This window comes from Streptomyces parvus, from assembly GCF_014648875.1.
Classification (GTDB): Bacteria; Actinomycetota; Actinomycetes; order Streptomycetales; family Streptomycetaceae; genus Streptomyces; species Streptomyces parvus.
The window spans coordinates 145,687-158,282 of the sequence record NZ_BMRY01000011.1 but is presented as its reverse complement, the minus strand read 5'-3'; the positions used below and the strand labels follow the sequence as shown (position 1 = coordinate 158,282).

Annotated in this window: 9 protein-coding genes, 3 pseudogenes and 1 riboswitch; of the genes and pseudogenes, 7 read left to right on the top strand and 5 right to left on the bottom strand. The window is 72.6% G+C overall.

The genetic code is table 11. From position 1 onward, the window contains the following. Positions 1-41 precede the first annotated feature (41 nt). The 6 genes and pseudogenes from IE140_RS29140 to IE140_RS29115 all read left to right on the top strand — a co-directional run. A complete protein-coding gene (locus tag IE140_RS29140) occupies positions 42-2,054 on the top strand; it encodes an acyl-CoA dehydrogenase family protein (RefSeq protein ID WP_189460836.1) in 2,013 nt (670 codons plus the stop codon). Between the two features lie 95 nt (positions 2,055-2,149). Beyond that, entirely contained in the window at positions 2,150-2,425 is a 276-nt protein-coding gene (locus IE140_RS29135) for an acyl carrier protein (protein ID WP_032766029.1), read from the top strand. After that, on the top strand, positions 2,422-3,645 hold the full coding sequence (locus IE140_RS29130; protein ID WP_150193661.1) for a beta-ketoacyl-[acyl-carrier-protein] synthase family protein: 1,224 nt from the start codon (positions 2,422-2,424) through the stop codon (positions 3,643-3,645). The genes IE140_RS29135 and IE140_RS29130 overlap by 4 nt, the downstream gene beginning before the upstream one ends. Positions 3,646-3,753: 108 nt before the next feature. Beyond that, positions 3,754-3,940: riboswitch (cobalamin riboswitch) on the top strand. 60 nt (positions 3,941-4,000) lie between these two features. Next, positions 4,001-5,047, top strand: a pseudogene (locus IE140_RS29125) (ABC transporter substrate-binding protein). Positions 5,048-5,073: 26 nt separating this feature from the next. Further along, positions 5,074-6,000: pseudogene (locus tag IE140_RS29120) on the top strand (FecCD family ABC transporter permease); the annotation flags it as partial. After that, positions 5,987-6,679 (top strand): annotated as a pseudogene (locus tag IE140_RS29115) (ABC transporter ATP-binding protein); the annotation flags it as partial. The pseudogenes IE140_RS29120 and IE140_RS29115, both read left to right, overlap by 14 nt. Before the next feature lie 117 nt (positions 6,680-6,796). On the opposite strand, the gene IE140_RS29110 reads toward IE140_RS29115, so the two are convergent. Then, positions 6,797-7,861: a PRC and DUF2382 domain-containing protein gene (locus IE140_RS29110; protein ID WP_109177459.1), complete on the bottom strand. Its 1,065-nt coding sequence runs from the start codon at positions 7,859-7,861 to the stop codon at positions 6,797-6,799. A 282-nt stretch (positions 7,862-8,143) separates the two neighbouring features. Between IE140_RS29110 and IE140_RS29105 the strand changes: the two genes are divergently transcribed. Next, entirely contained in the window at positions 8,144-8,812 is a 669-nt protein-coding gene (locus tag IE140_RS29105) for an adenosylcobinamide amidohydrolase (protein ID WP_229826946.1), read from the top strand. 229 nt (positions 8,813-9,041) lie between these two features. Here the strand turns inward: IE140_RS29105 and IE140_RS29100 are convergent, their stop codons facing one another. The 4 genes from IE140_RS29100 to IE140_RS29085 form a co-directional block, all read right to left on the bottom strand. After that, the gene (locus tag IE140_RS29100) at positions 9,042-9,632 is read right to left on the bottom strand and encodes a thioesterase family protein (protein WP_150193660.1); all 591 of its coding nucleotides are present in this window, start codon (positions 9,630-9,632) and stop codon (positions 9,042-9,044) included. Continuing rightward, positions 9,629-10,630: a 3-hydroxyacyl-CoA dehydrogenase NAD-binding domain-containing protein gene (locus IE140_RS29095; protein ID WP_189460851.1), complete on the bottom strand. Its 1,002-nt coding sequence runs from the start codon at positions 10,628-10,630 to the stop codon at positions 9,629-9,631. The genes IE140_RS29100 and IE140_RS29095 overlap by 4 nt, the downstream gene beginning before the upstream one ends. A gap of 92 nt (positions 10,631-10,722) precedes the next feature. Then, positions 10,723-11,616: a beta-keto acid cleavage family enzyme gene (locus tag IE140_RS29090; RefSeq protein ID WP_175468070.1), complete on the bottom strand. Its 894-nt coding sequence runs from the start codon at positions 11,614-11,616 to the stop codon at positions 10,723-10,725. Positions 11,617-11,670: 54 nt separating this feature from the next. Further along, positions 11,671-12,558, bottom strand: coding sequence for a TetR/AcrR family transcriptional regulator (locus tag IE140_RS29085; protein ID WP_150193187.1), 888 nt, complete (start codon positions 12,556-12,558; stop codon positions 11,671-11,673). Positions 12,559-12,596 lie beyond the last annotated feature (38 nt).

The following is a 12,596-nucleotide window of genomic DNA, read 5'->3' as shown; positions in this document are numbered from 1 at the left end:
CCTCGCCGTTCCTTGATCGTTACTGTGTTGTGACCGTAACCATGAATGACGCGGCCTTCCCGTCCACGAACGATTTGCTCACCGCAGTGCTCTTCGGGCCGAACTTCCGCCAGGAGCACGGATTCTGGCGCCGCCTGCTGACGACAGAACTGTTTCGCCGTCCCGGTGGCGGCACCCCCGATGAACGACTCGCCCTCTCCTACCACCGGCTGCGCATCCTCAACAACGCGCTCGACAGCGGCGCCCGACTGGCCGCGGACCCCCGGGCGCTGGCCGCCCTCCACGAGTGGCTCGGCCCCGTCGACCCGGCGCTGACCACCGTGGCGGGCATCCACTACAACCTCTTCCTCGGCAGCCTCCTCGACCACGACGCCGACACCCGGCGCGATCTGTCGGCCTTCCTCGCCATGCGGCGGGTGGGCACCTTCCTCTGTACGGAGGTGGCCCACGGCAACGACGCCGCGGCCATCGAGACGACCGCGACGTACGACCGCGAACGCGACGGCTTCGTCCTGCACACCCCGCACGCCGGGGCGCAGAAGTTCATGCCCAACACCAGCCCCGCCGGGGGTCCCAAGTCCGGTGTGGTGGCGGCCCGGTTGCTCGCCGACGGCATCGACCACGGGGTCTTCCTCTTCCTCGCCCCGCTCACCGACGCCCACCGCGCCCTGCCCGGCGTCCGGGTGCGGCGGCTGCCCGCCCGGATGGGCTCCCCGGTCGACCACTGCCTCACCTCCTTCGACCGCTGCTTCGTCCCGCGCGAGGCGCTGCTCGCCGGTGAGCACGGGCGGATCGGCGACGACGGCCGGTTCCACAGCGAAGTCCCCAACCGCAGAAGGCGGTTCCTCGCCTCCATCGGCCGGGTCACCCCCGGCAAGCTCTCCATGAGCGCCTGCGCGGTCGGCTCCGCCCGGGTCACCCTGGCCATCGCCGTCCGGTACGCCGGCCACCGGATGATCTCCGGATCGCGCGCCGCCCGGCGGATCCCGGTGTACGCGCACCGCACTCACCACGGCCCCCTGGCCGGAGCGATGGCCACCGTCTACGCGATGAGCCTGCTGCACCGCAGGGCCCTGGACGCCTGGGAGTCGGCCTCCGGGGCCGACCGGGACGAAGCGGAACGCCTGGTCGCCGTGGCCAAGGGGTGGATCACCTGGCAGGCCCGCGACGTCATCGTCGAGTGCCGCGAACGGTGCGGAGCCCAGGGGCTGTTGGAGAACAACGGAATGACCGAGCTGGTCACCGGCATCGAGGGCGCGATCACCGCCGAGGGTGACAACCTCGCCGTCCACGCCAAGGCCGCCGCCGAGATGCTCTTCAGCGCCACCGACCGGGACACGGCCGAGGAGGACGGCCCCGGCGATCTCGACGACCCGGCCTTCCTCGGGCGGCTCTTCGCGGCAGTCGAGGACCACTGGTTCGCCCGAGCCCGCGAACAGATGAGCGCCGCACCGCCCGGCGACCCGCTCGGCCGCTGGAACGCCGCGTCGTCGGCCGCGCTGCGCGGCGTCGGGGCGTACGCCTGCCGGCAGGCCGACGAAGCGTTCGCCGAGGCCGTCACCGCCCTGCCCGAAGGGGAGGCGCGCGACCGGTTGGCCGAGTTGCGCCGGCTCTTCGCGCTCCGCTGGATCGCCCGCAACAGCGGCGAGCTGCTCGCCTCCGGACGGCTGACCGCCGATCAGGTCACTTTTCTGCCCGACGCGGTGGAGGAGGCCACCGCCGTCGTGGCCGAACACACCCCCGCCCTGGTGGCCACCTTCGCCCTGCCCGAGCGGCTGATGTCGGACTGGCCGATCGCCGGACCCCGGTACGCGGACGTCTACGACGACCCCGATGGGTCCTGGCACCGGAGCCGCAGGGCCGGAATCAGAGGCCGTGCGGCGGAATTCCGGCGCCCTGTCTGCGGCAGCCGGAGGCGCCCGCTGCGTGAGAAGGTCGCCGCGCTCGGCACCCGCGGGGTTCTGCTGGCGTACTGGGGAACCACGGCGGTGCTCTCCCGATGGTTCGAGAAGCCGCAGGTGAGCGTAGACGAATCGGTTCGCCGGAAGGCGTAACCGGAAGATCACCTTCCAGTTATTTCGGGCGGAGGGCAACTGCCTTCACCTCCGCCGCTCGGACGAACCCGATGACCCCGATGAGAGGAACGACCATGACGACCATTCACCCCAAGATCACCGAGGTGCTGACCGGGACGTTCAAGGTGCCCGCCCACGAGGTCCTGCCGGAGTCCACGATGGACAGCCTGGAGATGGACTCCCTCGCGGTCGCCGAGTTCGCCGTCATCATCAAGGAGACCCTGGGCGTCGACGCCGACTCCGAGAAGCTCTACAAGGACGCCACGCTGGCCGACATCTCCGCGTACATCGACGCGGCCGTCGGCAGCGCGGCGGCCGAGGCGACGGTGCCGGTGAGCAACACCCGATGAATCGACCCGCCATCGCCGTGACAGGGCTGGGGATGATCACCCCGGTCGGCCACACCACCGACACCACCTGGGACGGAGTCCGCGCGGGCCTCTCACCCGCCCGCACCGTCCCCGAACTGCGAGGCTGCGCCGTCGACTTCGCCTGTACGGTCTCCGGTATCGACCTCGACGACGCGGTCGGCGGCCGGTCCGCGTTCCGGATGGGCCGGTACGTCAAGTTCGCCCTCCTGGCCGCCCGGGAGGCGGTCGCCGACGCCGGGCTCGACCCGGCGCACTGGGACGGGGCCCGGGTCGCCGTCGTGGTCGGCACCAGCAGCGGAGGATCCGCCGGACTCACCGAACAGGCCGTCGCCCTGGAGCGACGCGGTCCCGAGGCCACGTCACCGTCGGGCATCCTGCTGACCATCCCGAACATGCCCGCGGCCGAGATCGCCATCGCGATGAAGGCCACCGGGCCGAGTCTGGCCCCGTGCACGGCCTGCTCGTCCGGGGTGACCGCGCTGTCGGTGGCCCGGGACATGCTCACGCTGGGCCAGTGCGACATCGCCATCGCCGGGGCCACCGAGTCGATCGTGTTCCCCGTCGCCATGACCGGCTTCGCCCGCTCCGGCGCCGCGGCGCCGCGGGACGGCGACCCCGCCCGCCTCTGCCGCCCCTTCGCCGCCGACCGGGCCGGGATCGTCATGGGCGAGGGCGCGGCGATCATGGTCCTGGAGCGGGCCGAGGAGGCCCGCGCCCGAGGAGTCTCCCCCCGAGCGCTGATCGCGGGGACCGGGGCCACCACCGACGCCCACCACCCCACCAGCCCGCACCCGGCCGGGGAGGTCGCACGGGCGGCCGTCGACGCCGCGCTGCGCGACGCGGGCTGGCGAGCCGAGGACGTCGACCACGTCAACGCGCACGGCACCTCGACCCCGCAGGGCGACGCCACCGAAGCCGCCCTCATCGGCCGGGCCTACCCGCACCGGCCGCCCGTCACCGCCCCCAAGGGCGTACTGGGCCACTGCATGGGGGCGGCCGGCGCCATCGAGGCGGGCCTGACGATCCTCACGCTCCAGCACGGGGTGATCCCGCCGATCGCGAACCTGGACGCCCCCGAGCCCGGGTTCGCCATCGACTGTGTCACCAAGAGCCCGCGCGAGGTCCTTGTACGACGGGCCGTCAGCCACTCCTTCGGCTTCGGCGGCCAGAACGCGGTGATCGCCCTCCAGACTTCGTAGGTCTGCCCGAGCGGAACCCGAACAGCCGGTACGGCGGGCCGACCCCGCGCCGTACCGGCCCCGCGGGCCGTGACCCACCGCACAGCGCCCGAGCTGCGAGAAGGCGCGTGATAACTTGCCGGGGCCAGTCGAACCCCAGCGACGGGGTCAGGGAATCCGGTGCGAATCCGGAACTGACGCGCAGCGGTGAGGGGGACGGGCGGGGCCACGGCCACTGGAGCACTCGCGTGCCCCGGGAAGGCGTCCCGCCCGGACGAACCCGAGTCCGAAGACCTGCTGGCACCCGCGCCCGCACCGGGGCACGGGAACCGTACGACGGGCTCCGCGGCTGGGCCCAGAGACACAGAGGTCCTTCGTGCTGTCCACGGCCACCCCCGCCCCGATACGTACCGCCGCTCTCCTCGCGGCCGGACTCCTCCTGCTGACCGCCTGCGGCGAGGGTGGGAACACCGGAGCCGCCGACGGGAAGAAGGCCGAGGGCTTCCCCCTCACCCTGAAGAACTGCGGGCGCACCGTCACGGTGAAGGCCCCGCCCCAGCAGGCCGTCTCCGTCGACCAGGGGTCCACCGAGATCCTCCTCTCGCTCGGCCTTGCCGACCGGCTCGCCGGCACCGCCACCTGGAGCGACCCGGTGATGAAGAGCCTGGAGAAGGCCAACGCGGGCGTCGAGCGGATATCGGAGAACCGGCCCTCCTCGGAGAAGGTCCTCGACAAGGAACCCGACTTCCTCTCCGCCTCCTTCGCCTCGACCCTCGCCAAGGGCGGTGTCGCCCCGCGCGAGCAGTTCGAGAAGCTCGGCGTCCCGACCTATGTCTCGCCCGCCGACTGCGTCGGCAAGGACAACAGCGGCGGCGGCGACGGAGCCCGCACCGCACCCCTGACGATGGACAGCGTCTACACCGAAGTGCGCGAACTTTCCCAGGTGTTCGACGTCCCCGAACGCGGCGACGCCCTGGTGAAGAAGCTCCGGGCCCGCGTGTAGAAGGCCACGGACGGCATCGACGCCTCCGACACCTCGCTCCTCTACTGGTTCTCCGACTCCAAGGCCCCCTACCTCGCGGGCTGCTGCGGCGCCCCCGGCGTCATCACCAAGGAGCTCGGAGCGAAGAACGTCTTCGACGACACCCACGACGAATGGCCCCAGATCAGCTGGGAGACCGTCGCCGACCGCAACCCCGACGTCCTGGTCATCGGCGACCTGAGCCGCACGATGCAGACCGCCGAGAGTGCCGAGAAGAAGATCGAGTTCCTGGAGTCCAACCCGGTCACGAAGACGATGGACGCCGTCAAGAACCGCCGCTACGTGCTGCTCAGCGGCCAGGCCATGAACCCCACCATCCGGACCGTCGAGGGACTGGAGCGCGTCGCGGCCGGGCTGCGCGACTTCGGGCTCGCGGGGTGAGCACCGGCAGCCGGACCGCCGCGAAGATGGCAGACCCGTCGGCTGTCGCCGCCCGCCCCGCCCGGGCCGGCGCGCCGCTCGCCGTGCTGCTCTGGAGCAGCGGTCTGCTGCTCCTCCTGGCCTCCGTCGCGGTCGCCGTGACGATCGGGCCCGCCCGGATCTCCGTTCCCGACGTCTGGTCCACCGTCGCCGCGCACCTCGGCTTCGGCGCGAGCGACCTCAGCCCGATCCGGGACGGCATCATCTGGAACCTCCGCATGCCGCGCACCCTCCTCGCCGCCGTGTGCGGCGCCGGGCTCGCGGTGTGCGGCACGGTGATGCAGTCCCTGCTGCGCAACCCGCTCGCCGACCCCTTCGTCCTCGGCGTCTCCTCCGGCGGCTCCACCGGGGCGGTCGTCGTGGTCGTCCTCGGGGTCGGCGGGGGAGCGGTGTCGCTGTCGGCCGGGGCGTTCGTCGGGGCGCTCCTCTCCTTCGCCCTGGTGCTGCTGCTCAGCCACACCCTCGGCGGCTCCACCGACCGGGTCGTCCTCTCCGGCGTCGCCGCGATGCAGCTCTTCTCCGCCCTCACCTCGTTCGTCGTGATGACCTCCGCCGACGCCGAGCAGACCCGCGGGGTCCTGTTCTGGCTCCTCGGCTCGCTCAGCGGTGTCGGCTGGAGCGAGGTCGCCCTGTGCTCCGCCGTCCTCGCCGTCTGCCTGGTCATCTGCCTGGCCCACGCCCGTACGCTCGACGCCTTCGCCTTCGGGCAGGACGCCGCAGCCGCGCTCGGCGTGAACGTCGCCCGCACCCGGATCGTGCTGCTGTGCACCACCGCCCTGCTGACCGCCGCCCTGGTCAGCGCCGCCGGAGCGATCGGCTTCGTCGGCCTGGTCCTGCCGCACGCCGCCCGCGCCCTCACCGGCTCCGGACACCGGCGGCTCCTTCCGGTCACCGCACTCGCCGGGGCGATCTTCCGTCGGACTCCTCGGCCCCAACGGCTCCGGAAAATCCACCCTGCTGCGGATCCTCGCGGGCCTCCTCGCCCCGGACACCGGCGTCGTCACCCTGGACGGCGACCCCCTCGCCGGTCTCGGCCGACGCACCGTCGCCCGCCGGATCGCCGTCGTCGACCAGCACGCGGTCACCCAGGTCGACCTCAGCGTCCTCGACGTCGTACGCCTCGGCCGGATCCCGCACCGGCGCGCCTGGTCCGCCCCGGACCGCACCGACGAGGACGCCGTCGCCGACGCGCTGCGGCGCACCGGGCTCACGGACCGCGCCGGGCAGTCCTGGCACACCCTGTCCGGCGGAGAACGCCAACGCGTCCAGATCGCCCGCGCCCTGGCCCAGCAGCCCCGTGAACTCCTCCTGGACGAACCGACGAACCACCTCGACATTCAGCACCAGCTGGACCTGCTCGCCCTGGTCGCCGGCCTCCCCGTCACCAGCGTCGTCGCCCTGCACGACCTCAACCTGGCCGCGATGTTCTGCGACCGGATCACCGTGATGAAGTCCGGCCGCGTCGTCGCCGGAGGCACCCCGGCCGAGGTCATCACCGAGGAACTCATCAGGGACGTCTACGGAGTGCGGGCGGTCGTCACCCCGGACGGTCCCGACGGCCGCCCCTCGGTGCGGTTCCTGCCGCGCCGCTGACCGGACGGGCACACGGACAACGCCCCCGGACAGCCCGCCGGGCGGACCCGTGGGTACGAGCCCGCCCGGCGCCCGAGGACGTGGGAGCGGCCTTCCGGCCACCTGAGGTCGTACGGGTCAGCGGCGCCGGCCCTGGCCGAACTCGCCACCGGTGTCCTTGCCGGTGCCCATGTCCTTGCCGTCCGCGTAGTCGATCTTCTCCTTGCGGATCTCGGCGGAGACCTCCTTCTGCTCGGTGACCCGGTTGGTCTCCAGCCGGACCCGCTCCACCGGCACGGCCTCCTTGCGGACGGTGGCGCGTTCCGCGTGCAGCGTGACCTCGACGTCCTGCTCGCCGAAGTCCGTGGTCCCGGTGGTCTTCTCGCCGGGCTGGAGCGGTTCACGGACCACCCGCACCTCTTCGTGGGAGACCGGCACCGTCCGGGTGACCTCCTCGGTCACCACGTACTTGTGCAGCCGTGCCTTGCCGCTCTCGTACTCCTCCTTGCCGACGTGCAGCTGCTCCTCGGAGCGGATCATCTCGTCCTTGCCGCTCATGTCGGCCGACCGGGACGTGCCCGCACCGGCGCCCGCCAGCGGGCGCGCCGTGGTGGAGGCGTCCGTGTCGCGGTGCCTGCCCGTACCGCTGCCTGCTCCTGCCATGCCCGCAGCTCCTGTCGTTCCCGCGCCGGCCATCCCGGCGCTCGTCCCGGTGGTTGTCGCCTTCCCGGTCGCCTTGGCGGTGGGGGGCGTTCCGGTCCCCCGGGCCGTGCCCGCGGCGCCGGCGGCACCCGCGGCACCCGCCGCGCCCATCGCCCCGGTCCCGGCGACGGTCGGCGCGTCCGTGCCGCCCGGCCGGTTGTCACCGAGGTTGCCGGACTTCCTGCTCAGGCCGTAGTGCCGGTACAGCTCCTCCTCCTCGGCCACGGAGAGGTGCGCGTCCGCGTCCACCCGGGGCGCGTCCTTGACGCTCTCCTTCGGATGGGCGACGTGCAGGTCGGAACCCACTCGACGGGCTCCGGCGAGCGGGACGAAGCTCTCCTTCATACCGAACATGCCGGTCTTGACCGTGACCCAGTCGGGCTTGCCGGTGTCGTCGTCGACGTACACCCGGCCCACACTGCCGACCTTCTCGCCGTCGTTGTCGTACACGGTCAGACCGTCGAGTTCTCCGGAATCCGTGAAACCGTCAGCGGCTCCCATAACCGATTCCTCCTCTCGGGCACGCCCTGTGGCTGGCTCCACCGGAGGTGGCGCGTCCGGCTTCCATCGCGCCTCACCCGCATGGACGCTGCAACCGCCCGCCCGCCCCGATCATGGGTCCCGGAAGCCCGGTGCGGGGCCCCGGCCCCGTGCGGCGGCGCCGGGCCACTCCGGAACGCGTTAGGCCAATCGGGTGAGCCCCCGGGGCTCGCATAGGATCGGCGGACCGTGGCGGCCGCAGGACGGACCACCGCCGACCCGCCGAACCACCAGGGGTGCGCCATCTCTTCCGTACGTCTCGGGCTGCCCGCGCAACGCGGCGAACTGCGCGACCGGCGCGAGGACGGACAGCACCTCCACCACCTCGTGTGGCGGCTGGGGCCGGATGTGCGGGTGTGCAGCAGCGCGGTCCTCGGCGGCGGCATCGGCCCCCGCGCCTGGATCCTCAACGCCCAGGTCCCCGGTGGCTACCCGCGCCTCGACCCGGACCGCCACCTCGCCGAGATCGCGGCGGCGGAAGGGCTCACCGGCCCGGGGGCCGGACTGATGACCGCCGCCGACGTCGCCGCGTACACGACCGCCCGGGACGGCGGAGTCACGGCGACCGTCACGGCGGGCCTCGGAGTACGGGGCTGGGCGGCGGCCCCCGACGACGACCGGGCGCCCTCGTTCCGGCCCGGCACGGTCAACATCGTCGTCACGTTGCCCGTGGCGCTCTCCGACGCCGCCCTCGTCAACGCCGTCGCCACCGCCACCGAGGCCAAGGTCCAGGCCCTGCTGGACGCCGGACTCGACTGCTCGGGCACCCCGACCGACGCCGTGTGCGTCGCCGCCCCCGAACCGGGGCCCGACGGCGGCGAACCCTTCGCCGGACCACGCTCGGCCTGGGGTGCGCGGATCGCCCGCGCCGTGCACAGCGCCGTACTGGCGGGAGCCCGCCCGGCCGCGTGAGAGGGCCCGGCCCACCCCGACGGGGTGCCGGACCCCGGCGGGGTTCGGGCCGCCGTCACCGGTTGCCGCAGCACCGCGTCGGACAGTTGGCCCTGGGTGTTGTGCGCGGTGGCCACGGGCTGCCTGCGTCCCGAACGGTCCGCAAGGGCGCTTCATGGCCCGCAATGCGGCGGCAACGAGCGTGCCATGCCCACCGGGCGGCGGGCATGGCATGCGGCCGGGACGCCTTTCAGCGGACCGCCGGAACCTCGGCGATCGAACGACCCGCCCACGTGGGCGCGGGCTCGACGAGCGAGGCCAGCCGCTCCCGTACGGAGTCCGGGAACGGGGCGGTGCGGCCCGCCCGTTGGTCCACATGGAGCGCCAGCAGTTCGGTCGTCGCCACCGGTGCGGCCGCCGGCTCCGGTACGTCGTCGGGGGCGTCGACCACGTACAGCTCGTGGCAGAAGCGCGCCTTCTTCGCGTCCACGCCCAACAGCCGGGTACGGACGGCGAGATGGGATCCCGCGGCCACCTCGCGGAGATAGCGCACATGCGCCTCGGCGGTGTAGAGCGAGCAGCCGGTGCTCTCCCGGTATCCGGCGTGCAGACCGGTCTCGATCATCATCGCGTCGGTCGCGTATCCGAAGACCAGGACGTAGAACGCCTCGCTCATATGGCCGTTGTAGTCGATCCACTCAGGCCGTACGGTCCGGTGGAAGAGCGGGAGCGAGGTGTCGTCGTCGGCGGCCACGGCGGCCACGGCGGCCACGGGGGTCTGCTCGGTCACGGCCGGCTGTTCGGTCGCGGCCGTCCGCTCGTGCGTGTGCTGCTCGCTCATCGGGTCGCCTCCTCGGCGGTACGGGGCAGGCGGCCGGTCGCCCGCAGGACGTCGATGACGCCCCGGTCGCGTGTCGCGACCAGGTCGGCGATGCTCCTGCCGTCCGCGGCCTCTTCGCAGCCGGCCACCACCGCGTCGTACAGGGCCCGGTCCAGCTCGGGTGCTTCGAGCCGGGTCCAGGGCGACTTCAGCGACGGGCCGAAATGGTCGAGCATATGGGCCATCCCGCCCTCGCCGCCCGCGAGCGCGAACGTGAGCATCGGCCCCATCACGGCCCAGCGGAGCCCCGGCCCCTCGGTGATCGACGCGTCGATCTCCGCCACCGTCGCCTCACCGTTGGCGACCATGTGCAGCGCCTCGCGCCACAGGGCCTCCTGGAGCCGGTTGGCTATGAAGCCGGGCACCTCGCGGTCCATGGTGATCACGGACTTGCCCGCGACCTCGTAGAAGCGTGAGGCCCACTCCACCGCGGCGGGGTCGGTCCGTTCACCGCCGACGACCTCGACCAGGGGGATGAGGTAGGGCGGGTTGAAGGGGTGCCCGACGACGAGCCGCCCGGGGTCGGCGGCCTCGGTCTGCATGTCCGTCATCGGATAGCCGGAGGTCGACGAGGCGATCACCGTACCGGCGGGGGCGGCGGCCTCCAGCCGGGCCAGCAGATCGCGCTTGAGGCCGAGCTTCTCGGGGGCGCTCTCCTGGACGAACTGGGCGTCGGCCACGGCCTCTTCGAGGGTCGCGGTCACGGTCAGCCGGTCCTGCGAGGCCCCGTCGGCCAGGCCGAGCTGTTCCAGCGCGGGCCAGGCCGCGGCGATGAGCCGGCGCAGCCGGACGGCCGCGTCGGGGGCCGGGTCCCAGGCGGTGACGTCGTAACCGCGGGCGAGGAAGTGGGCGGCCCAGCCACCGCCGATCACCCCGGCCCCGACGCACGCCACACGGCGTACGTCTTCGGGGGCACACGGGGAGAAGGAGCCGGGGGGCGGCGGTGTGGGGGAGGGGATGACGGTCACGGGTGACACTCCGGAAAGACGGTGAGGGGAAGAGGAGTCGAGGTGGTCCGGGGGAGTCCGGGGAGGGGGATCGGACGCGGGAATCAGGTGCGCGGGCGCAGGCCGAGCTTCTCGCGGGCCTCGTCGGGCGTGGCGACACGGGAGCCCAGGGACTCGGTGATACGCACGGCGCGTTCCACCAGCTGGCCGTTGGTCGCCTTGACGCCCTTGCCCAGATAGAGGTTGTCCTCCAGGCCGACCCGCACGTGTCCGCCGAGCAGGATCGACTGGGCGACCCACGGCATCTGCATCCGGCCGAGCGCGAAGCTCGCCCACTGGGCGTTCCGCGGAAGCATGTTGACCATCGACTGGAGGACCCCCGGGTCGGCGGGCGCGCCCCACGGGATGCCCATGCAGAGCTGGAAGACCGTGGGATCGTCGAGCAGCCCCTCGGCGAGGAGCTGCTTGGCGAACCACAGCTGCCCGGTGTCGAAGATCTCCAGCTCGGGCCTGACGCCGAGTTCCTGGATGCGCTTCGCACCGGTGCGCAGCATGTCGGGGGTGGAGACGTAGAGGTTGCTGCCGTCGCCGAAGTTGAGCGAACCGCAGTCGAGGGTGCAGATGTCCGGCAGCAGCTCCTCCACGTGCGGCAGCCGGTCGAGCCCGCTGACCAGGTCGGTGCCCGGGAGCTGACGGAGCGGGGCCTCCGGATCGATGACCAGGTCCCCGCCCATGCCCGCGGTCAGATTGATGACGACATCGGTGCCGGTCTCCCGGATCCGCTCTACGACCTCCCGGTAGAGGCGGGGGTCGCGGGAGGGCGCGCCGGTCTCCGGCTCGCGGACGTGGATGTGGACCACGGCCGCGCCTGCCCCGGCGGCCTCGACGGCGGAGGCGGCGATCTGCTCGGGCGTCACCGGGACATGAGGGCTGCGGCCGACCGTGTCGCCGGCTCCGGTCAGGGCACAGGTGATGATGACGTCTTGGTTCACGGGCATGCGGAAACATCTCCTCCGGGGAGTTGTGGGGGGACTTTCTCGTCGTTGTGGGGCTCAGTCGGCCGTGGGAGCTGTCAGGCAGGCGTCCACATGGGCGATCAGCGCGTCGTGCATGGCCTGCACACCGGTGCCGGGGACTCCGTCGTCCCGGCCGTCCGGTTCGGTGGCCAGGACCTGGGAGGCCAGGCCGTCGATCAGCGCGGTGAGGGCGAGGGCCGCGCCGTCCGCGTCGACCGGGCGGAACACGCCCTGCTCGACACCGCGCCGGATCACGTCGGCAACCGTTCCCCGCCACTGGCGGTAGTACTCCACATGGAGCCGCCCGACCGTGGTGGACCGGGCGGCCTCGGCCCACAGATCGAGCCAGACGCACCACTGCCGCCGTTGCTGCGCGGTACGGGGCGTCTGGAGTTCGATCAGCAGACGCAGTTCGTCCCCGGCGTGCCGCGTACCGGCCGTGGCGTCGGCGCGGCGACGGGTGTCCTCGTCCATGCACCAGCGGACCGCGGCCTCGAGCAGTTCGTCACGGCCGGGGAAGTGGTAGTGGATCGCCGCCGTGCTGGTGTGGCAGGCCGCGGCGATGTCCGCGACCCGGACGGCATGGAATCCGCGCTCGGCGATGAGCCGGACGGTTTCGCGCACGATCTGCAGAGGCCTGCCGCCCTCCGGCGAGGGCACCGGCGGGCGAGGGGCCGACGCAGAACGTACGGGCGACGCCGTCACATCCGCACCGGCCGCCGAGCCGAGCAGCCAGCCGATGTCGACGGCGCCGATGTCCGCGATCCGGGCCAGTTCGGCGGCGGTGAAACGGCGGGTGCCGTTCAGGGACCGGGACAGCTTCGACGGATCGATGACGATCCGCCGCGCGAACTCGCGCGCGCTCACACCTGCCGCGTCGATCACCTGCCGGACCCGTGCGGCCACCTCGTCCTGCTGCTGCATGGTCAGACACCGTAACGACGTGTTGAGAAAACCTCAAC